The 20,464-nt window shown below is 68.3% G+C and carries 18 protein-coding genes and 1 pseudogene; 3 read left to right on the forward strand and 16 right to left on the reverse strand.

Annotated elements, in window-relative coordinates:
- Nucleotides 1–9 precede the first annotated feature (9 nt).
- Nucleotides 10–1,342: pseudogene (locus JF781_RS22845) on the reverse strand (MFS transporter).
- 99 nt (nt 1,343–1,441) lie between these two features.
- Here JF781_RS22845 and JF781_RS22850 point away from each other — a divergent pair.
- Complete coding sequence (locus tag JF781_RS22850) at nt 1,442–2,047, forward strand: YqgE/AlgH family protein (RefSeq protein WP_225329725.1); 606 nt, start codon at nt 1,442–1,444, stop codon at nt 2,045–2,047.
- An 18-nt stretch (nt 2,048–2,065) separates the two neighbouring features.
- On the opposite strand, the gene JF781_RS22855 is transcribed toward JF781_RS22850, so the two are convergent.
- Nucleotides 2,066–2,407 (reverse strand): hypothetical protein, encoded by a 342-nt coding sequence (locus tag JF781_RS22855; protein WP_225329724.1) that lies wholly within the window; start codon nt 2,405–2,407, stop codon nt 2,066–2,068.
- Between the two features lie 55 nt (nt 2,408–2,462).
- On the reverse strand, nt 2,463–3,650 hold the full coding sequence (locus JF781_RS22860; RefSeq protein WP_225329723.1) for an LpqN/LpqT family lipoprotein: 1,188 nt from the start codon (nt 3,648–3,650) through the stop codon (nt 2,463–2,465).
- A gap of 185 nt (nt 3,651–3,835) precedes the next feature.
- Between JF781_RS22860 and leuS the strand changes: the two genes are divergently transcribed.
- A complete protein-coding gene (gene leuS / locus JF781_RS22865; RefSeq protein WP_225329722.1) occupies nt 3,836–6,745 on the forward strand; it encodes a leucine--tRNA ligase in 2,910 nt (969 codons plus the stop codon).
- Between the two features lie 5 nt (nt 6,746–6,750).
- Here the strand turns inward: leuS and JF781_RS22870 are convergent, their stop codons facing one another.
- From JF781_RS22870 to JF781_RS22900, 7 genes are all read right to left on the reverse strand, one after another.
- A complete protein-coding gene (locus JF781_RS22870) occupies nt 6,751–7,422 on the reverse strand; it encodes an SDR family oxidoreductase (protein WP_225329721.1) in 672 nt (223 codons plus the stop codon).
- Nucleotides 7,423–7,480: 58 nt separating this feature from the next.
- Nucleotides 7,481–7,984, reverse strand: a complete 504-nt coding sequence (locus JF781_RS22875) for a MarR family winged helix-turn-helix transcriptional regulator (RefSeq protein ID WP_225329720.1) — start codon at nt 7,982–7,984, stop codon at nt 7,481–7,483.
- Nucleotides 7,985–8,049: 65 nt separating this feature from the next.
- Nucleotides 8,050–8,799 carry an amino acid ABC transporter ATP-binding protein gene (locus JF781_RS22880; protein ID WP_308011592.1) on the reverse strand — a complete coding sequence of 250 codons (750 nt, stop codon included), beginning with the start codon at nt 8,797–8,799 and terminating at the stop codon, nt 8,050–8,052.
- Nucleotides 8,796–10,613, reverse strand: a complete 1,818-nt coding sequence (locus tag JF781_RS22885) for an ABC transporter substrate-binding protein/permease (protein WP_225329719.1) — start codon at nt 10,611–10,613, stop codon at nt 8,796–8,798. Before JF781_RS22885 ends, JF781_RS22880 begins: the two co-directional genes overlap by 4 nt.
- A 49-nt stretch (nt 10,614–10,662) precedes the next feature.
- Nucleotides 10,663–11,403, reverse strand: a complete 741-nt coding sequence (locus tag JF781_RS22890; protein ID WP_225329718.1) for a GntR family transcriptional regulator — start codon at nt 11,401–11,403, stop codon at nt 10,663–10,665.
- 116 nt (nt 11,404–11,519) lie between these two features.
- Nucleotides 11,520–12,305: an LLM class F420-dependent oxidoreductase gene (locus JF781_RS22895; protein WP_225329717.1), complete on the reverse strand. Its 786-nt coding sequence runs from the start codon at nt 12,303–12,305 to the stop codon at nt 11,520–11,522.
- 20 nt (nt 12,306–12,325) lie between these two features.
- The gene (locus tag JF781_RS22900; protein ID WP_225329716.1) at nt 12,326–13,516 is read right to left on the reverse strand and encodes an NADH:flavin oxidoreductase; all 1,191 of its coding nucleotides are present in this window, start codon (nt 13,514–13,516) and stop codon (nt 12,326–12,328) included.
- Between the two features lie 50 nt (nt 13,517–13,566).
- Between JF781_RS22900 and JF781_RS22905 the strand changes: the two genes are divergently transcribed.
- Nucleotides 13,567–14,580 (forward strand): NAD-dependent epimerase/dehydratase family protein, encoded by a 1,014-nt coding sequence (locus JF781_RS22905; RefSeq protein ID WP_225329715.1) that lies wholly within the window; start codon nt 13,567–13,569, stop codon nt 14,578–14,580.
- Here JF781_RS22905 and JF781_RS22910 read toward each other — a convergent pair.
- From JF781_RS22910 to JF781_RS22935, 6 genes are read right to left on the reverse strand one after another with little or no spacing between them, the layout of a single operon-like run.
- Complete coding sequence (locus JF781_RS22910; RefSeq protein WP_225329714.1) at nt 14,521–15,123, reverse strand: TetR/AcrR family transcriptional regulator; 603 nt, start codon at nt 15,121–15,123, stop codon at nt 14,521–14,523. The two genes, JF781_RS22905 and JF781_RS22910, sit on opposite strands and share 60 nt — an antisense overlap.
- Nucleotides 15,124–15,129: 6 nt before the next feature.
- On the reverse strand, nt 15,130–16,044 hold the full coding sequence (locus tag JF781_RS22915) for an alpha/beta fold hydrolase (RefSeq protein WP_225329713.1): 915 nt from the start codon (nt 16,042–16,044) through the stop codon (nt 15,130–15,132).
- A 21-nt stretch (nt 16,045–16,065) separates the two neighbouring features.
- A complete protein-coding gene (locus JF781_RS22920) occupies nt 16,066–17,274 on the reverse strand; it encodes a DUF1214 domain-containing protein (RefSeq protein WP_225329739.1) in 1,209 nt (402 codons plus the stop codon).
- Between the two features lie 2 nt (nt 17,275–17,276).
- Nucleotides 17,277–18,080: a sugar phosphate isomerase/epimerase gene (locus JF781_RS22925; RefSeq protein ID WP_225329712.1), complete on the reverse strand. Its 804-nt coding sequence runs from the start codon at nt 18,078–18,080 to the stop codon at nt 17,277–17,279.
- A 1-nt stretch (nt 18,081) separates the two neighbouring features.
- The gene (locus tag JF781_RS22930; protein ID WP_225329711.1) at nt 18,082–19,251 is read right to left on the reverse strand and encodes a sulfotransferase; all 1,170 of its coding nucleotides are present in this window, start codon (nt 19,249–19,251) and stop codon (nt 18,082–18,084) included.
- Nucleotides 19,248–20,375, reverse strand: coding sequence for an LLM class flavin-dependent oxidoreductase (locus tag JF781_RS22935; RefSeq protein WP_225329710.1), 1,128 nt, complete (start codon nt 20,373–20,375; stop codon nt 19,248–19,250). Before JF781_RS22935 ends, JF781_RS22930 begins: the two co-directional genes overlap by 4 nt.
- Nucleotides 20,376–20,464 lie beyond the last annotated feature (89 nt).

Here is a 20,464-nt window from a genome sequence, read left to right on the forward strand (position 1 = left end):
GTCGTCACCTTAGCGGTCATTCGCCTGCTCGCCGCGGCGCCCGATGAAGCTGTGCACCGCCAGGCCGGCCAGGTAGAGCATCGAGCCGAACAGAGCGAACGCGGGCGCGTGTCCGTCGCCGGGAATCAACATTCCGGCCGCCGTGATCGCGACGATGAACGCCACCCAGAACAGCGCATCCTGCACGGCGAACACGTGTCCGCGAAGAGCGTCGTCGACATCAATCTGGATCGCCGTGTCGGCGCACAGCTTGACCATCTGACCGGTCACACCGAGCAAAAAGCCGCACGCCACCATGACCGGGACCAGCAGTTCGGCGCCGGCGACCTCGATGATCGCCGAGGCCGCCAACGCACCGTTTGCCGTGGCGTAGCGCCCCCAGCGACGGATCGCGGGCGGCGTCAGCAGGTTGGCCAGGAAGGCGCCCAGGCCCGCGGCGCCGAAGAACAGCAGGGCGGTCCCGAATCCCCCACCGTCGGCGTCGGGCAGGTGATGGACCAGCAACAAGACCAGCAGCGAGTTGATCCCGACCACCATCCGGTGGGCGGCCAGGCCGGACAGCGTGGCGCCGACCGTCGGGCGCTGCGCCACCGTGCGCGCTCCGTGCAACCAGCCCGTGACCACCGCGTAGATGACCGGTCCGTGGATCGCGCGCCGGGTGTCGTCGGGGCCCAGCACCCGCGCGCCGAACCGCCACGACAGCAGTAACGCGATCGACACGGGAATCGCGGTGATGAAGACGATCGCCGAGGCGCCCTTGTCGCTGGCGCCGAAGATGAACCGCGGCACCAGCATGAAGTTTGCGCCGACGAACGCCGCGATGGCCCCGACCGCGGTGGCCACCGAGTTCATCGTCACCACCTGCTCGCGCGGCACCACGTGCGGCAGCGACGCCGACAGCCCGGACCCCACGAAGCGGGCTAAGCCATTCGCGAACAGGGCGCCCAGCAGCAGCGGCAGGTCGCCGGCCCGGACCGCCAGAATCGTGCCGATCGCGGCGATGAGGATCAAGCGGCCCGCGTTGGCGCCGACGAGGACAAGCCGACGGTCCCACCGGTCCATCAGCGCGCCGGCGAACGGTCCCAGCAGCGAGTAGGGCAAAAACAGGACCGTGAAGGCGCGCGCGATGGAAAGCGGGTCGGCCGCCCGATCCGGGTTGAACAGCAGCGCTCCGGCCAGCGCCGCCTGAAACAGGCCGTCACCGAACTGACTCGCCATGCGCACCTGCAGCAGCCGCCAGAAGTCCGGCAAACCGCGCACCGACCGCCAGATGTCGACGGGTGCGCTGGACTGCATCCGGGTTGGGATCACCGAAACCGACTTCCACGATTGGGGCTGGCAAGCTCGCGCGCTCAGAGCTGTCCCAACAACAGTACAAATCGTTGTGTTCCCCGCTCTCGATTGCCCTGGGCCACGATCGGGTGGATGCGATGATGGTGGGGTGCCCCCGCCGGAGGATCCAGAGGACTACGTCGCACCCGCCGCGCAACGAGTGCGCGCGGGCACTTTGCTGCTCGCCAACACCGATCTTCTCGAACCGACGTTTCGGCGCAGCGTGATCTACATCGTCGAGCACAACGATGGCGGCACGTTGGGTGTGGTGCTCAACCGCGCCAGCGAAACCGCGGTGTACAACGTGCTGCCCCAGTGGACCAACCTGGCGGCGAAGCCGAAGACGATGTTCATCGGTGGCCCGGTGAAGCGTGACGCCGCGCTGTGCCTGGCGACGTTGCGCGTCGGCGCCGATCCGCAAGACGCGCCGGGCTTGCGGCACGTGGACGGCCGGGTGGTGATGGTCGATTTGGACGCCGACCCCGACACGATCGCACCGCTGGTGGAGGGGGTGCGCATCTTCGCCGGGTACTCCGGCTGGACGATCGGTCAGCTCGAAGGCGAGATCGAACGCGACGACTGGATTGTCTTGTCCGCCTTGCCATCCGACGTTCTCGTCGGGCCGAGGTCAGACTTGTGGGGCCACGTCCTGCGCCGGCAGCCGCTGCCGCTTTCGCTGCTCGCGACGCACCCGATCGACATCAGCCGAAACTAGCGCTCCCCCAGCGGGAGGTCAGGCGCACGATTGCGTGCAGCCGGCGCAGCTGCCCGCGCAGGCGGGCGCCGCCGCTTCCTGGCGCAGCGCGAAACGCGCGCTCTGCCAGGAGCCCGCGGCCAGCGTCCCCAGCGCCCCGACGACGCACACGATCAGCACCACCAGGGCGGTGTGTGGGACCGCGGCCAGCGCCACGACGCCGCCGGCGCCGAGCATCACCGCGGCGGCCAACTGGGTGGGCGCCATGGCGCGCAGCGCCAGCGCCGTGGCGCCGAAATTCCGATTGTGCGCAAGCGACCAGGTGCCGAACCCCGCCGAGGCCACCGCCGCACACATGCACAGCACGCCCGCAATCAGCATGGGCTCACAATACGAGCCGGGTTGCCGGCCCGCTCATCCGGCTCTGCGGGCGGACTCAGTGCTGAAGGAACGAAAAGTTCGGCAGCGGCGGGAGGCCCGGCACCATCGCCAGCAGGCTGGGCGTGTGCTGCTGGTTGGTCAGCGGCGCCTGCGCGGGGAGCCGGGCCGGGGCGGCGGGCGTCGTCTGGGCGAGCGGCACCAACGGAGCCGTAGCGGGCGCCGGGGCAACTGGGGCGGCCGGGGCGACCGGAGCGGCAGGGGCCGGAGCGACCGGAGCGACCGGAGCGGCCGGGGCAACCGGGGCCGGGGCAACTGGAGCGGCCGGAGCGGTGGCGGGTGCCGGAGCGGCGGGCGGCTGAGCGGGTCGCCCGACCGGAGAGGCGGCGGGAGCCTGGGCCGGCGCCGGGGCGGCGGCGCCGGGGGCGGCGACCCGGAAACCGTTGATGATGGCGTCGGTGGCCGGGGCGTCGGCGACGCTGACCGCGCGATCGGTGGTCACCGCGAGCGAGACGAGGTATCTGTCGGGTCCCGACGTGGCGATGACGTGGCGCCGGGACGTGTTCAACGTCAGGTCCCCATCGCGGTAGGTGCCCTCGACGATGGACGACGGGAAGCCCCCGAAATCGGCCATCGAGGCGTTCGTCGGCTGCCACGCCGGCAGCTTCTGACTGTCGACGTAGCCGTGGGTGATCGCCTCCTTCGGATCGAAGTCGCCGACCAGCTTGTACACCACCACCTGGGCATTCGAGGAATAGATGCTGCTGCCCCGCCGATCGGCGATAACGGCGAACGCGTCGGGCACGTTGGGGTCGGGCACCTGGGTCCAGCGGGCGGGCACCGGCAGGGTGATGTCGAGCGCCTTGAATCCCTGCGGCTTTTGCGCCTCGAGCTTGACGCCCTTCGACTGCAGGAATTCACGGATGGTTCCGGACGTCGCGGGAACCGGCGCCGGGGCCGGAGGGGTCGCCGGCGTGGCCGCGGCCGGTGCCGCCGCTCCCGGAGCCCCGGCGGTGGCCGGCGGCGCCAGGGGAGTCGCCGCCTGCGGCGCGGCGAGGTATCTGCTCGGCGGCACCAGCTCGGGCCCGAGGTTCTGCGGCGCCTGGGCGGGGACGGCCGGGACCGGTGCCGGCGCCGGGGGCAACGGGTCCGCCGATGCCGCGCCGCCCGCAACAACCGCCAACCCCATCAGGCCGGCGACCATACCGCCGAGCAGTGCCCGGTGGACGGGGACGATGTCAATCATCTGCGTCGGTCCTTCCCATGGCTCAGATACCAGAAGCCGTCGATAGTGGCCGACTGTAACTAGAGGTCAAAGGCGGTGAACAGGCCCGAAATACACCTGGGATGAACCCCTGATCGGCGCGCAACGGAACCGAGACCAACCTGTGGCCGGCGAACTGGCCGTGTCGCCCCTTATACCCTGTTCAGGTGACCGAATCCCCGACCACTTCCCCAGGCAGCGGCTCTGGCGCCGCCCAGCCGGACTCCGACGCCCCGCCGCATCGTTACACCGCGGCGCTGGCGGGCCGGATCGAGGGCGCGTGGCAGGACAAGTGGGCGAAGCTGGGGACGTTCAACGTGCCCAACCCGGTCGGATCGTTGGCTCCGGCGGACGGGTCCCCCGTCCCGGACGACAAGTTGTTCGTGCAGGACATGTTCCCCTACCCGTCGGGGGAGGGCCTGCACGTCGGCCACCCACTGGGCTATATCGCGACGGACGTATACGCCCGCTATTTCCGCATGACGGGCCGTAACGTGTTGCACGCGTTAGGTTTTGACGCGTTCGGGCTACCCGCCGAGCAATACGCCGTGCAGACGGGCACCCACCCCCGCACCCGGACCGAGGCCAACGTCGTGAACTTCCGGCGCCAGCTGGGCCGCCTCGGGCTGGGCCACGACAGCCGGCGCAGCTTTTCCACCACCGACGTCGAGTTCTACAAGTGGACGCAGTGGATCTTCCTGCAGATCTACAACGCCTGGTTCGACACCGCCGCCGACAAGGCCCGCCCCATCGCCGAACTGGTCGCCGAATTCGATTCCGGTGCGCGCCGGCTCGAGGACGGGCGGGACTGGGCCGCCTTGTCGGTGGGGGAGCGGGCCGACGTGATCGATAGCCACCGACTGGTCTACCGGGCGGACTCGATGGTGAACTGGTGCCCCGGACTGGGCACGGTACTGGCCAACGAAGAGGTCACCGCCGACGGTCGCAGCGACCGAGGCAACTTCCCGGTGTTCCGGAAGCGGTTGCGGCAGTGGATGATGCGAATCACCGCCTATTCCGACCGGCTGCTCGACGACCTCGACTTGCTGGACTGGCCGGAGGCGGTCAAAACCATGCAGCGCAACTGGATCGGGAGATCCACCGGCGCCAAGGCCCTGTTTTCGGCGACCAAGTCGGACGGCGAGACGGTCGACATCGAGGTGTTCACCACCCGGCCCGACACGCTGTTCGGCGCCACCTATCTGGTGCTGGCGCCCGAGCACGACCTGGTCGACGAGCTGGTGGCTGCGACCTGGCCAGACGGTACCGACCCGCGCTGGACGTATCGCGCCGCGACGCCGGCCGAAGCGGTCGACGCCTACCGGCACGCCATCGCCTCGAAGTCGGACCTCGAGCGCCAGGAAAGCAAGGCGAAGACCGGCGTCTTTTTGGGCAGCTACGCCACCAATCCCACCAATGGGAAACCCGTGCCGATCTTCATCGCCGACTACGTGCTGGCCGGATACGGCACCGGGGCGATCATGGCCGTCCCCGGCCACGACCAGCGCGACTGGGACTTCGCCCACGAGTTCGGTCTACCGATCGTGGAAGTCATTGCCGGCGGGGATATTTCGGAAGCCGCCTACGCCGGGGACGGGGTGCTGGTCAACTCCGGATACCTCGACGGCCTGGACGTGGCCGCCGCCAAGGAAGCGATCACCGCCCGCTTGGAGTCCGAAGGCCGCGGCCGGGCCCGCGTCGAAGTCAAGTTGCGCGACTGGCTTTTCGCCCGCCAGCGGTACTGGGGCGAACCGTTCCCGATCGTCTACGACAGCGACGGGCGTGCGCACGCACTCGACGAGGCCGCGCTGCCGGTCGAGCTGCCCGACGTGCCGGATTACTCGCCCGTGCTGTTCGACCCCGACGACGCCGACAGCGAGCCCTCGCCGCCGTTGGCGAAGGCGACGGAGTGGGTGCACGTCGAGCTGGACCTCGGCGACGGCCTCAAGCCCTACAGTCGCGACACCAACGTCATGCCGCAATGGGCCGGCAGCTCCTGGTACGAGCTGCGCTACACCGACCCGCACAACTCGGAGCGGTTCGCCGCCCCGGAGAATGAGGCCTACTGGATGGGCCCGCGGCCGGCCGAGCACGGCCCGCAGGATCCCGGTGGCGTCGACTTGTACGTCGGCGGCGCCGAGCACGCGGTGTTGCACCTGCTCTATGCGCGGTTTTGGCACAAGGTCCTCTACGACCTGGGCCACGTCAGTTCGCGGGAGCCCTACCGCCGGCTGGTCAACCAGGGCTACATCCAGGCCTTCGCCTACACCGACGCGCGCGGATCGTATGTACCCGCGGAAGAGGTGGTCGAACGCGACGGCGGCTTCGTCTACCCGGCGCCCGGGGGGGAGGTCGAAGTCTTCCAGGAATTCGGCAAAATCGGTAAGAGCCTGAAGAATTCGATCTCACCCGACGAGATCTGCGACGACTACGGCGCCGACACGTTGCGGGTCTACGAGATGTCGATGGGCCCGCTGGAGGCCTCCCGGCCCTGGGCGACCAAGGACGTCGTGGGGGCCCACCGCTTCCTGCAGCGCGTGTGGCGGCTGGTGGTCGACGAACAGAGCGGCGAGACGCGGGTCCTCGACGGGCCCGCGCAGGAGCTGGCCCCCGGCACCCTGCGGGTACTGCACCGCACCATCGCCGGGGTCGCGGAAGACTATGCGGCACTGCGCAATAACACCGCGGCGGCCAAGCTGATCGAATACACCAACCACCTCACCAAGGAGCACCGTGACGCGGTGCCCCGCGCGGCGGTCGAGCCGCTGGTGCTGATGCTGGCGCCGCTTGCACCGCACCTGGCCGAGGAATTGTGGCTGCGACTCGGCCACACCACCTCGCTGGCGCACGGGCCGTTCCCGGTGGCCGACCCGGCGTACCTCGTCGACGACACCGTGGAATATCCGGTGCAGGTGAACGGCAAGGTGCGCGGACGCGTGACGGTCGCGGCCGACGCCGACCAGGACACGTTGAAGGCCGCGGCGCTGGCCGACGAGAAGGTCCAGGCGTTCTTGGCGGGCGCCAGCCCGCGCAAGGTGATCGTGGTTCCCGGTCGGCTGGTCAACCTGGTCGTGTAGCGCCGCTATCGTCCGGCCGGCCGCAGCACCACCTCGTGGACGTGCCCGTCGGGTGGGGTGGCCACCACGTTGGCGACCGCGGCCGCAACGGTTTCCGGCTTCAAGAACTTCGCGGGATCGTAGCTGCCGCCTTCGAATTCGATGAGTTCGCGTTGCATGTCGGTGTCGGTGCGGCCCGGATAGACCGTGGTGACGCGCAACTCAGGCTCGTCGTTGCGCAGGGAGTCCGCGAAGGCGCGGATGGCGAACTTGCTGGCCGAGTAGGAGGCCATGCCGGGCGAGACGTTGCGGCCCGCGCCGGAGTTGATGAAGATGACCTGGCCACGGGCCCGTCGCAGCGCGGGCAGCAGCGCCAGCGTAAGTTCCACCGGCCCAAAGACGTTGACGGCGAAGGTGGCACGCCACTCGTCGACGTGGGAATCCGCGACGTTCCCGGGGATCGACAAGCCCGCGTTGTGCACCAGCACGTCGAGTTCGTCCACGATTTCGCAGGCGGCCTCGATATCGCCGCCGTCGGTCAGGTCCAGAAGAAACGTGGTGGCATCGAGCCGCTCCGCGACCGCGTCGAGCCGGTCGGACGGGCGGCCGGCTAGCAGCAGGGTGTGCGTCGGCGCCAGCGCCGTCGCGATCGCCGTACCGATCCCGCGTCCGGCGCCGGTGATGAGTGCAGTGGGCATGAGGGAAAGTCTACCCAGACCGAAACGATAGACGAATAGCGTTGAACGCCGGTGGTTTTCAGGCTTCCTGGCGGGCGGGCGGGACGCCGGCCGGCCCGGATGTGGGATCGCCGGAGGCCAACCGCTCCAGCGGTGCCAGCGCCTTCATCAGGGTGTCGAGGTCGGCGGTGGGGAGCTGGCTGAGCATCGCGGCCAGGGCCGCGCGACGATTGGCCAGCGACTCACCGTGAACGGCTCGACCGCGCGGGGTGATGTCGACCAGGACCGCCCGCAGGTCGGACGGGTCGCGGGAACGCTTGACCAGCCCCACCTTCTCGAGGCGGCGGATCGCCACGGTCGTGGTGGGAGTCCGCACGCGTTCGTGCGCCGCCAGATCGGTCATCCGGATCGGGCCCTGATCGAGCAAGGTGACCAGGATCGACAGCTGCGCCAGGGTCAATTCCCCGGCCGCGGCCCCGCTGGGGTCCCCGCGCCGCAGCATGGCAAACAATTTGGACAGCGCGCGGTGCAAACCTTCGGCGAGCTCGGCAACGTCGGCCGGGTTCGATTCGCTGTCTGCCATAAATCGGGAGTCTAACCCGTTATCAGGTGCGGACAAGGTAGCTATTGCCCATTGGGCAGTGGAGATCAAAGCACTTGGGACAAAAACCGCTGCAGCCGTTCGGTCTCGGCCGCTTCGAATATCTGCTCGGGCGGGCCCGATTCCACCACTTTGCCGTGATCCATGAATACCACCGTGTCGGATGCCGACCGGGCGAAACCCATTTCGTGGGTCACGACAACCATTGTCATGCCATCGGCACCGAGGTCGGCGATGAGTTGCAGGATTCCCTTGACCATTTCGGGATCCAGCGCCGAGGTCGCCTCGTCGAAAAACATCACCTGTGGCGACATCGCCAGCGCGCGGGCGATCGCCACCCGCTGTTGTTGGCCGCCCGACAACATGCCGGGGCGGGCACCGGCCTTGTGTTTCAGGCCAACTCGATCCAGCTGCGTCAGCGCCAGTTCGCGGGCCTGGTCGGCGGGCAGGCGCCGCAACTTGCGCGGTGCCAGCGCGACGTTGTCCAGCACGGTGCGGTGCGGGAAGAGATTGAAATGCTGGAACACCATGCCGATGCGCTGGCGTAGCTCGTCGGGGTTGTCCTTCAACACCGACTTGCCGTCGAGCAGGATGTCGCCGCTGTCCGGCTCATGCAAGCGGTTGAGCGTGCGCAGCAGGGTCGACTTGCCCGAGCCCGACGGCCCGATGACCGCGACGGTGCTGCCCGCGGGCACCTCCATATCGACGCCGCGCAGCACCGCGGTGCCGTCCAGGGTCTTGTGAATGCCATTGCACGCCAAGGAGACTGACGACCGGCCGACGATGCTGGCAGTCACGTGATCTCCTGGCCGAACGTCGTGGTGAGCATGTCGGGCCGATCTTCGGGATCGACCGCGGCGCGACCACGGCGCAGCCGCGCGTCGATGTAGTTGACCAAATGCGTTAACGGCACAGTCAATATCAGGTAGAAGGCGCCGGCGGCGACGAGCGGCGACAGGTTGCCGGTCTGGGCGTTGAGATCGCGGCCCACCTGGAACAGCTCCCGCTGGTCGGCGACCAGGCCCAGGAAGTACACCAGCGCAGAGGCTTTCAACAGCGCAATGAATTGATTGACCAGCGCCGGCAGCACCCGTCGGACGCCCTGCGGCACCACCACCAACCGCATCGCCACCGGATAGCTGAATCCCAGGGCACGCGACGCCTCCAGCTGGCCGGGATCCACGCTTTGGATCCCCGATCGCAGAATTTCGCCGATGTAGGCGGCGGCCATCATCCCCAACGCGGCAACGCCGATCGGGTAGGGGTTGTTGTTGGTCAACCCGCCCACTATCGGCCCGACACCGAGCCCGATGATCAGGATGATCACCACTTCCGGAAGTCCCCGGAACACGTCGGTGTACACCCGCGCCGGCCAGCGCAGCCAGCGCGACTGGGATATCCCGGCGACGGCCAGCAGCATGCCCAGCGCCAACCCGATCACGCCGGCGCTGCTGGTCAGGATCAACGTGTTGGGCAATCCGGTGCTGAACAGAGCGGGAATGGCCTGCCGGTACATGTCCCAGTCGAAGAAGGAGTCGCGCAACTGCGCGAGGGTCGATTTCGGCGCGGCCGGACCCACCTCTTTGTGGTGTTGCTTCGCCGCGATGGCGGCGAAGTCCGGCAGGACCGGCGCCGGGGCGGCCAGCGAGCCGGGTTTCCAGCCCCGCGGCAGGGTGCGGGGCACCCACTGCGAGTACAGGTTTGACCAGGTGCCGTCGGCGATGACGGCGTCCAACCCGGAATTCAGCGCATCCACCAACGGCTTGTTGTCCTTGGCCACCGCGTACGCCACGAATCCCTCGTTGCTGAAGCTGTGCGCCACGATCACCGCCGGATCGCCCCGCTGGATCGTGCTGGCGGCCTCCCCGGCCGGTGCCACCCACGCGTCGATCTGGCGCGTTTTGAGGCTGGCATAGACGGTGGCGAAGTCGGGGTACTTCACCGGCTGCAGATGCAGGTTGTCGACGACGTAGGACTCTTCGACGGTGCCCTGCACCACGCCGATGCGCTGGCCCGCGGCCAGATCGCTGAAGTCTTTTATCGCGGAGCCCGGGGGCACCACCAGCGAGTAGTAGCCGAAGTCGTAGCCGTTGGTGAAGGAGACGGTTCGGCGGCGCTCCTCGGTGGCCTTGATCGACGACGACCCGACGTCGAAGCGGTGCGTCGCCACCTGAGCGAGCAGCCCGGCGAAATCCGTGCCGACGAAGCGAACTTGGAGTCCGAGCTTGCGGGCGATCGCCCGGAGCAGCTGATTGTCGAAGCCGCTGTACTGGCCGGTGGGGGTGATGCAGATGTGGGGCGGAGCGCCGGAGAGCGTGCCGACGGTCAGGACCCCCGGCGTGCCCAATCCCAGGGTGTCGATGTTCACCGAACTCAACGGCTCGACGCCGGCCGTGGTGTGCTCGTCGGGCCGGCCCATGGCACTGCTATGGGCCAGATTCTCGGGCAACACGGCCGCGCTTTTCGGGCCGGCTGGCGCGCATTGGTTCCGGTCGGCGGCCGCGGGGCTCGCCAACGTGATCGACGCCGACCCCCACACCACCAGCAATGTCGAGGCCAGTGCGAATAGCTTGGCAAGGCGCGTGGTGCGCTGGCGCACGGGCAAACTCATCACTGCCACCGTATCGATTCGCCGGCGGCAGGACCGGCCAGAGCCTGTTCTACAGCGCCAACGAGGCTTCGGCGGAGATCGTCTCGCCGCCGGTAATCACCTGAAGTGGGCCGGGAACCACGCGGCTGACGTCGCCGGGCGGTGTGAAGACCCTGCGGCGAACCAGCTCGGCAAGCATGGTTTGGGCCATCAGGTAGGAGCGCTCGACGCACGCGGCCCGCGCGGCGTCGGGGTCGCGGCGGTGTATCGCGGCGGTCTCGTCTTCGTAGAACGGCAGCATTTCCTCGCGTCCGCTCTGATAGGTCGTCCAGAACAGGCGGGGGATGAGGTTTTGCGAGGCGCGGATGGTGGCGTGCAGCCGCGGCCCGGCGTACTCATCGTTGACGGTGCGCCGGTATTCGGCGGCGATGTCGGCGAACGCGCGGGCATCTTTGGCCGTGCGGAGCGAGCGCATCAGGGTGTCGAGCTGCCCCAGGATCCGCGGGGTGGGACTGGTGGCGGCGCGTGCGGACGCCATCCCGTTGAGCAGACCGTCCAGCTCGTGGTGTTCGAGGACGGTGGCCTCGTCGAACCGCTCGACAAAGGCGCCGCGGTGGTAACGGGTGGACACAATGCCGTCGTGTTCGAGTTGGACCAGTGCCTCTTGAATGGGCACCCGGCTGACTCCCAAGCCCAGCGCGATTTCATTGCGGTCTACGCGGTCCCCGCTGCGCAGCTTGCCCGTCAACAACAGGTGGAGGATGTGCGAAACAACCAGGTCCTTTTCTTTGACCCCGTATTTTTTCGGCATCGTTTTGCTGAGTCTCTTTCGCACCGGGTTCGGCCATCTAGCGCTGAGAGTTTCTCACGAAATGACGCAAGCGTTTACGTGTTTCGCCGATGAAAACAAAACTGACGGCCGCCCGATCAACGGTTATTGCGCCACTTGCAGAGCGCTTCGGCGTCGCTGAGGTCGTAACCCGGGCCGTCGCATGCCACGGTCAGCAGTGTGACGCCGAGGCCGACGAGGGTTTCGGCGTTGGCGAGCAGTTCGCCGCCGCCCTTGACGGCCGCCGAGCGTTCGATGCCGGCCGGATCGCGACCGACGTCGGCGCAGTGGCGCGCGAGGACCTCCGACTTGGCCGGGAACTCGTCGGCGGAGGTGAAGCTGTGCCAGAGGTGCGCGTGTTCGGCGACCAGCCGCAGCGTCTTGCGTTCGCCGCCGCCGCCGATCAGGATCGGGATCTCCCGGGTGGGCGCGGGGTTCAGCTTGGCCAGCCGGTTTTTGATCCGGGGGAGCGCGGTCGCCAGGTCGTCGAGGCGGCTGCCGGCGGTCCCGAATTCGTAGCCGTACTCGTCGTAGTCCTTTTGTTTCCATCCCGAACCGATGCCCAGGATGAGTCGCCCGTCGGAAATGTGGTCGACGGTGCGGGCCATATCGGCGAGCAGCTCGGGGTTGCGGTAGGAGTTGCAGGTCACCAGCGCACCGATCTGGATGCGCGACGTCTGCTCGGCCCAGGCCCCGAGCATCGTCCAGCATTCGAAATGCGCGCCGTCCGGGTCGCCGTAGAGCGGGAAGAAGTGGTCCCAGTTGAAGGCGATGTCCACGCCGATGTCCTCACACCGGCGCACGGCGTCGCGGATCTGGCTGTACTGCGGAGCGTGTTGGGGTTGTAGCTGCACACCGATGCGGATAGGGCGCTGAGAGGTCATAGGACCCACCGTAGGCCCGGTCAACCCACCGGCGTCGCCTCGATCCGGTCACGCACCACGCAATGCGTTCCGCTGTAGACGGTGGGCATGCATTTCATGCAGTGGATGCACAACCCTTCGGTGGCGGAATGCTCACGAAATCGCTTGACCAGGAAGGGATCTCGTAGCAGCGCGCGGGCCATCGCCACGAATTCGAACCCCTCGGCCAGGGCGCCTTCCACCGTGTCGAGCCGGTTGATGCCGCCGAGAAGGATCAACGGCATCGACACCGCCGCGCGGAACTGGCGCGCAAGCGGCAAGAAGAACGCCTCTTCGAAGGGATAGGTCCGGAACAGCCGCCGACCCATCACGCGCAGACCTAAACCGACCGGCCGGGGTTGGGAGGCGACGAATTCGTCCATGGGGACATCGCCGCGGAAGTAGTACATCGGGTTGAGCAGCGAGCTGCCGCCGGTCAGCTGCAACGCGTCGAGGTGCCCGTCGGACTCCAGCAGCTGCGCCGTCGGGATGCTGTCGTTCAGCCAGAAGCCGCCCCGCACCCCGTCGTCCATGTTGAACTTGGCGGTGACGGCCACGGAGCGGCCGACGGTGGACCGGACCCGTTCGGCGACGCGGCGGGCCAGTTCGGCCCGGCGCACGGTATCGCCGCCGTAGCGGTCGGTGCGCCTGTTCAGATTCGGGCTGAAGAACGAGCTGAGCAAATCGCCGTGGCCCATGTGGATTTCGAGCGCGTCGAATCCGGCGTCGACCGCGTTTTGGGCTGCGGCCCCAAAGCCGTCGACGACCGCGTCGAGCTGTTCGGGGGTGGCGGCCCGAACCAGTCCCATGGCCGGCGCGCTCACCCGGGTGGATGGCGCCAGTGTCGGCGTCCGGTTCGACAGCGTGTTGGCGACCAGTCCGGCGTGGCCGATCTGGGCGCAGACGAGCGCACCGGCGGCGTGCACGGCCTCGGTCAGCCGGCGCAGCTGCGGCACGCGATCGCGGTCCAGCACGACCGTGTCGCGGTGCACCCGGCCGCCCGGTGAGATCGCGCAGTAGGCGACGGTCGTCATGGCGGCCCCGCCCCGGGCGACCTCGGTATGGAAGTCGATCAGCGCGTCGCTGACGGTGCCGTGCGGCATCACGCCCTCGAACGTCGCCGCCTTGACGAAGCGGTTCTTCAGGGTGAGGGGGCCCAGCCGCTGCGGGCCGAACGCCAGTTTCGATACCATTGGCACCGAAATATAGCACGACGAACTGACCACAGAGCGGAGAACGATCGATGCGCGTAGCGGTGACGGGCGGAACCGGATATCTCGGCGCGCACACCGTGCGCGCACTGATCCAGGCCGGCCACCACGTGAAGCTGTTGGCCGCGCCCACGGACCCCGCCGCCGTCCTCGACCGCCTCCGAGCGCTCGGCTCCGTGACGGTGCTGTCCGGTGACGTGAGATCCGCCGCGACCATCGAGCAGCTACTCGCCGGAGCCGACGCCGTGTTGCATGCCGCCGGGGTCGTGGGCACCGACGAACGCCGCGCCCAGTTGATGTGGGACGTCAATGCCTATGCGACGGAGGCGATTTTGACTCGCGCGGTCCGCCTCGCGCTTGACCCGGTGGTGTTGGTCAGCAGTTACAGCGCGCTGTTCCCCCCACCCGATGGCATCATCTCGCCCGATTCGCCCACCGCGTGTGGCCGCAGCGCGTACGCGAAGACCAAGGGGTACGCCGACCGGGTCGCCCGACGGCTGCAGGAGGCGGGGGCGCCCGTCGTCGTGACGTATCCCTCGAGCGTCGTGGGACCGGCCTTGGGCACCGCCCCCGGCGTCACCGAACGAGGGTGGGCACCGATCGTGCGGTGGGCGGTGGCACCGAAAGTTCGCGGAGGCATGCAGATGGTCGACGTGCGAGACGTCGCCGACGTGCACACGCGAATCATGCAGGCCGGTCGCGGCCCCCACCGCTACGTGTGCGGCGGGCACCTGCTCAGCTTCGACGAGATGATCGACGCGCTCGAAGAGGGGCTGGGCCGGCGGGTGCGGCGCGTGCCCCTGTCGCCGCGCTTGCTGCGGGGCATCGGTCGACTCGCCGACGCCGCCGGCCGGTACGTCGCGCTCGGCGACGGCCTCAGTTACGAAGCGGCGCTGCTGCTTACCGCCGCCACCCCCACCGACGACAGCACGACCGTGGGCGACCTCGGCATCACGTGGCGCTCCCCGAAAGCGGCGATCGTCGAGTCATTGCGGGTGGGACGCGGCGACGGCCGTGATCAACAGCTGCGCGATCCGGTTTCGTAGGGCCTCGGAGTCGTCCTCGACGGCGACCGTCGTGACGAACAGCGCGGCGCCCGCCGCCATCGCCAGGGTGGCCCGGGCGTCGACGTCGGCTCGGCGTCGCTTGGCGGGCGTCGTCGCATGCACGTCGTCGGCGAAAAGCTGCACGGCCGGTCCGCTGAACCGTGCCCACAAGTCCCTGCGTAAGTCGTCGTTTTCGCCGAGGGCCAGCAGCAAGCCCGGTACCGCGGCCCGCACGTCGGGCCGGCCGAACAGTTCGTGACTGCCACGCACCACCCAGTCGATCCAGCCGGTCAGGTCGGTGCCGGAAAACGGTGCCAGGTCAGGGGTTTCACCCAGGATGGCGTGCAGCACCAGTTCCGCCTTTGACGACCAGCGACGGTTCAGGCTGGACCGACCGACGCCGGTCCGCGCCGCGACGAGGCGCATGCTCAGCTCGTCCCAGCCGACCTCCACCAGCAAGTCACGGGTCACCGACAGCACGCGCTCGTCGATCGAGGCGTCGCGCGGCCGCCCGGAGGCTCTGGCGCTGCGGTCGTCGGTCATGATGGCTCAGCGTGCGTCGAGCACCCCGCGCAGCAGGTCGATCAGCGCGCGGGGTTGGTCGCTCTGCACGGAGTGTCCCGAATTCTCGACCACGTGTGCGGCGCGGAAATGCTTTGCGCGACGGCTGAGTTCGGCCGCGTCGTCGTCGCTGACGAAACCCGATGTGCCACCGCGTATGAGGGTCACGGGTGCGGACAGGGCGTCGACGTCTTCCCACAGTCCGGAGAAGTCGGGGAAGGTGCGGATGGCGTCGTAGCGCCACGTCCAGCTGCCGTTGTCGAGCTTGCGGGAGTTATGGAACACCCCGCGGCGCAGCGCCTTCACCTCGCGGTGCGGCGCGGCGGCGATCGTCAGGTCCAGCATGGCCTGGAAGTTGGGGAACTCCCGCTCCCCGTGCATCAGCGCCACCGTGCCCTGCTGCTCCTTGGTCATCTCGGAATGGCGTTGCAGCGCCGAGGGGGTGACGTCGATCAGCACGAGTTCCTTGACAAGCTCGGGTGCCACCGCGCCCAGCCGGATCGCGGTCAGTCCGCCGAGCGACATGCCGACGACGAGGTCAGCCGTCGTTGCGTGCTCGCGCAGGATCGGCAGCAAGGTGTCGACGTTGAGCCGCGGCGAATAGTCGCCGTCCTCGCGCCAGGCGGAGTGGCCGTGGCCGGGAAGGTCGACCGCCAGCGCCGGCTCACCGAGGCCGACGATGACCGTGTCCCAGGTGTGCGCGTTTTGTCCGCCACCGTGGATGAACACGATGCGCGGCGCAGCGCCGCCCCAGCGCAGCGCGCTGACTTTGCCTTCACCGGTGCCCGATTCGACGCGCTCGACGTCGGGCAGTGGGCCGGACACCCCGGCCTGCTCGGCGTTTTCCTGCAACAGCGCGAACTCGGACAAGCCGGCCAGTTCGTCTTCGGAGATCTCGGTCACGATCTTTGACCCTAGACCGCTCTAGAGGACATAGCGGCGGCGAATGACACGGAAGCGTTCCCACATCGCGGCGGCGCGTTCTTCGGGGCTCACCATGGCGGTTCCTTCGGGGAGCACGCGGGGCAGCTCGTCGTGCTTGACCACCCGGGTGTCCAGCGCGGCGGGTTCGCCCTCGAGCATGTGCCGATAGGTGAGGTTGCCACGTTCGAAGCCCTGGGTGTCCAGCCAGTTGTGCACGCCGGGATCACGATGGGCCATCACCAGCCGGATGCGCCCGTCGCGGTCGACCCTGGTGCGGCTCGGCGTGTAGCTCACCGGGCGGTACAGGTAATCCATGCTGTTGAAGAAGACGCCCATGTTGGTGAACATCCACAACCCGTCGTGGGCGCCGAATTCGACGATCAGCGCCTCGTCGGCGGCCAGCTCCCAATACATGTTGGCGGCGGCCCGGCCGCGCTTGCCGTCGGCGTCGGTCGTCGCGACGCCGGGGAAACTGTTCGGGTGGTCGGCGTCGACGCCGCCGTAGTGGAACGCGAACTCGGGCCAATCGGACATCAGGCCGGTGACGAAATCGCCGGCCCAGCGCATCGCCTCGACCATGTCGGCGGGCGTGGGCAACGGTTTGGGGGAGGCCATGTCGACGCGCTCGATGCGCAGCCGCGCGGGAAGCTCGTCCCAGCGGTCGAATCCCTGGCGGATGAACAGCTTTCGTGACTCGGGCGTGGTGGGCAGCCAGTTAGGCCCACGCTCGGGACCGCCGATGAAGAGCTCGAACTCCCCGTCCTCACCGGTGCGGAGCTGATGGCCGAGCAGGTTGGCTTCCGGTGTGTCGCCGAAGGGTTCGTGCAGCACGCCGGGGCCGGGCGTGCGTCGGCCCTGCACGGTGACGTTGAAGAATCGAGAGGTGCCGCGGGTGCCGGTGAGCCGGTACGCCGAGTGCCCGTCGATCCATGCCTGCTGGTAGGTGAAGTCGGCGCAGTCGCCGCCGAGCTTGCGGGTGGGGCCGCTGAAGGTGTGCAGCGCGGGGTAGCCGGTGTCGCGGGTTTCGAGGGCGAGATCGAAGGCCTGGCCGAGGTTTTGGGTGAGGAACCGGTAGGCGTCGACGCGATGCGTTCCCGACGCCGGGTTGTGGTCCTTGAAAACGCGCTCGCCCGCCCGCCGGAGCCGGTCACAGAATTCGGTCCAGGCTGCTTGCAGGGCCGTGTCGTCGGGACCGTCACCGAAGGCCATGCTCACGCACCCAGCCTGTCCAGCATCGCGCCGGCGACATCGCAAGCGCGCCGGGCGGATTCGAGCCGCCCCGCCGTGTCGATACGGGGACCGATGAGTTCGAGGTCGAAGCCGTGCGTGTAGCCGCCGGCGAGCGCCTGGGCCACGAACGCTTCGATCGGAATGGTGCCGTCGCCGGGGACCGCCCGGTTCGGCAACGCCCGGTCACCGAGCACATAGTCGCTCAGCTGGATGAGCGCCGCCCGCGGCAGCGCCCGCTGCACCTGCGCCTCGAAATCCCCTTCGGCCCAACAGTGAAACACGTCGATGCAGACCCCGAGATCGCTCATCTCCGCCAGGGTAACGGTGTCTCGCAGCGTATGGGCGAGATGAATGTCGGCGTACAGGCTCGATGCGTTCTCGATCGCCAGCGCCACCCCGGCGTCCTTCGCGCGGGCAGCGCAGGGCGCGACCATGTCGCAGAATCGCTCGGCGGCCTGTGTCCAGGTGAGGTGTCCGCGTCCGCCGGTGAGCATGTAGACCGTGCGCGCGCCCACCTCGGCTGCCGCGTCGATGACGGTGGACAGCGCATCGCGGGCGGCGTGGGCGTCGGAGGTGAGGCTACCGCCGGCGAAGAGGTGATATACCGCCTCCACGGTGTAGTTGTTGTGCCGCACCAGGATTGGAAACTGCGGGTCGAGCAGCTGGCTGTCCAGGATGCTCAACCGGGAGACGCCGAGCGTGGCCCAGTGCTCTTGCAGCTCGGCCGGCGAAGCGCCGTAGAAGGTGACGTTGTGGACGGACAGACGGTGGTGTGCGCCCGTCATGTCAGCGCCGGTTTTCGATCGCGACACCAAACCGGTCACGGAACGGCTTGAATTCGGCGTGCAGCGCGTCGAGGTCCTCGCCGATGTCGGTGAGCAGTTGTGTGGAGTAGCGGAACTTTCCGTAGCGGTCGCCGCGATTGTCGGTCAGGTAGGCGCGCATCGCGGACTCGGCCTCGGCCGTCAGCTCGCGACCGCAGAACGTGTAGTAACGCCGGACGGCGCCAACGTGATCGGCGATGAAGTCGGCGTAGCGCAGGTGCAGGATGCGGGGATCGTCGACCAGGGGGTTGCTCATGGTGTTGGCGACCCCGGCCCGGGTCAACTCCAAGTGCATCTTCGCCAGGGCATGCAGGTCGACGGTGCCGACCATGCCTTCGGCGATGTCGGCCATCATCATGGTGCGCGACGCGGCGACCTGCACGGGGTCGCGATGCAGCCACACCATTCGCGCGTCGGGGTAGGTGTCGAACAGTTCCTTGAGCCGGAATCCGTGAAAGCCCTTCAGCACCCAGTACTTTCGCGGCCGGCGGTATTGCAGCTGTTGCAGCATCGCCTTGTGCAGCCGGTATTGAGCGGCAGGATCGGTGGCCAGGCCGCCAACGAGCGACTGCATGGGCACCCGCCACCACGCCGTGGGTGTCATCACGCGAAAGTCGAACGCCCAGGTGCGTTCGTCTTCGGGCAGGCCGTCACCCAGCATGTCGTTGTAGGGATGGCTGCGCAGCCATTTGGGCATCTTCGCGTTGATCTCGCGCCAGTCGGCGTCGGCCCGCGCCCGGCGCTGGTCGCCGGGTCCGCTGAGTCCCGGCGGCGGGGACGGATACATCACCTCCCAGAACCGCAACGCGCGAGCGTGCGGGTCGACGGACATCAGGGCGTGCATCAGCGTTGTCCCCGAGCGCGGTTCGCCAGTAACGAACATCGGCGAGTCGATCACTTCCTCGCCGATCGGGTACCGGTTGCGGTCCTCGATGAGTTCAAGCCGCGACGTCAGCAGCCATCGACATACCTGCGCGGCTTCGAATCTGCCGTCGGCGTCCATGCCGAGGCCGTTCAGATGGTCGACGGCGACGGCGAAGCGCTCCGGCAATGTCGGATCGCCGTAGTCGCGCAGCCCGGTCTCGGCCTCGGCGGCGGCGAGCAACTCCGCGGCGTCCAAAGGTGTTGTCACGACGGGTCTCCGCAGAGCCGCACGAGTTCGTCCTCCGCGGCGCGGACGTTCGCCGCCGACGCCTGCGCGTATGTCAGACCGGCCATGGCGCCGTAGTCGAGAATCTTCGGCACGCGCAGGCCCGCGTCCACATACGTCTTGACGATCTTGGCGACCTCTTTCGGTGTCCCGTGGGGGACGACGGAGAGCACCATCTCGGGTCGCACCTTGCCCAGGAATTCGACGATGCGGTCCCGGGTGAGCACCGCGGGGTCGATGTCTTGAAAGCCGCGCCAATCGTCGCCCATCGGGTGCTCGAAACCGAAGTCGCGCAACGTCTTCGCGGACACCTGTAGCAGAAATGCCTTGACCAGGGGTGCTTGCAATATCTCGGTGAGGGCCGCGTCGTCCTTGCCGATCAGGCATACCTGGATGAAGCACGGTGTGATCGCCATCGGGTCGCGGCCGGCGCGTTCTGCGGATGCCCGCACCGCGGAGAGCATCTCGGCGTAGTGCTCGGGAGTCCAGGCGCCCGCCGGCCACCACCCGTCGGCGTGCCGGCCGGCGATGTCGAGCATCCGGGGGCCGCTGGCGCCGACCCAGATCTGCGGTGGCCGGCCCTCGTAGGGCTCGGTGTCCAGGCGGGCGTGGTGCAGCGAATAGAACTGCCCATCGAAATCGACCGGGCCGTCGCTTCCCCAGAGCAGCCGGATCACCGTCAAAGCTTCCTCGAAACGGCTGACCGGACGGGAGAAGTCGAAACCGTAGGGCAGGGTGTTTTCGCTCTCGCCGCTGCCCAGGCCGAGGATGAAGCGCCCCTTGGCGAGGTGATCGATGGTCAGCGCCGTCTGCGCGAGCATGACGGGGTGGCGGCGCACCGTGTCGACCACGGCGCTGACAAGCGGCACCCGCTCGGTCAACACTGCCGCCGCGGCCGCGACCGCGAGCCCGTCGAGGTGGCGGTGCGGCGACGGGGAAGCGGTGGCCAAGTCGGTGAACTCGGGAGTCCAGATCGAGTCGGGCCAGAAGCTGACCATGTGATCGGGCAGCCAGATCGAGTGGTAGCGGCCGCTGTCCAGTTCGGCGAGCCGGGACAGGTCGAGGGGGAGTGTGGTGCGGAGGAACGCCGCGGGCTGAACGGTCATCGAAAGATGATGCTAAGCACCCGCACAGCGTCGTGTCGATGATTTGGTCCCAACGGCCGCGAGCGTAACGCGGTGGCGGATTCTCGACG

Source organism: Mycobacterium sp. WUMAC-067, from assembly GCF_020217485.1.
Taxonomy (GTDB): Bacteria; Actinomycetota; Actinomycetes; order Mycobacteriales; family Mycobacteriaceae; genus Mycobacterium.

Coding starts and splice junctions, on each gene's coding strand:
- JF781_RS22855 (WP_225329724.1), bottom strand. CDS start 2,407: ATGCTGATTGCGGGCGTGCTGTGCATGTGTGCGGCGGTGGCCTCGGCG.
- JF781_RS22860 (WP_225329723.1), bottom strand. CDS start 3,650: ATGATTGACATCGTCCCCGTCCACCGGGCACTGCTCGGCGGTATGGTC.
- JF781_RS22870 (WP_225329721.1), bottom strand. CDS start 7,422: ATGCCCACTGCACTCATCACCGGCGCCGGACGCGGGATCGGTACGGCG.
- JF781_RS22875 (WP_225329720.1), bottom strand. CDS start 7,984: ATGGCAGACAGCGAATCGAACCCGGCCGACGTTGCCGAGCTCGCCGAA.
- JF781_RS22885 (WP_225329719.1), bottom strand. CDS start 10,613: ATGAGTTTGCCCGTGCGCCAGCGCACCACGCGCCTTGCCAAGCTATTC.
- JF781_RS22890 (WP_225329718.1), bottom strand. CDS start 11,403: ATGCCGAAAAAATACGGGGTCAAAGAAAAGGACCTGGTTGTTTCGCAC.
- JF781_RS22895 (WP_225329717.1), bottom strand. CDS start 12,305: ATGACCTCTCAGCGCCCTATCCGCATCGGTGTGCAGCTACAACCCCAA.
- JF781_RS22900 (WP_225329716.1), bottom strand. CDS start 13,516: ATGGTATCGAAACTGGCGTTCGGCCCGCAGCGGCTGGGCCCCCTCACC.
- JF781_RS22905 (WP_225329715.1), top strand. CDS start 13,567: ATGCGCGTAGCGGTGACGGGCGGAACCGGATATCTCGGCGCGCACACC.
- JF781_RS22910 (WP_225329714.1), bottom strand. CDS start 15,123: ATGACCGACGACCGCAGCGCCAGAGCCTCCGGGCGGCCGCGCGACGCC.
- JF781_RS22920 (WP_225329739.1), bottom strand. CDS start 17,274: ATGGCCTTCGGTGACGGTCCCGACGACACGGCCCTGCAAGCAGCCTGG.
- JF781_RS22925 (WP_225329712.1), bottom strand. CDS start 18,080: ATGACGGGCGCACACCACCGTCTGTCCGTCCACAACGTCACCTTCTAC.
- JF781_RS22935 (WP_225329710.1), bottom strand. CDS start 20,375: ATGACCGTTCAGCCCGCGGCGTTCCTCCGCACCACACTCCCCCTCGAC.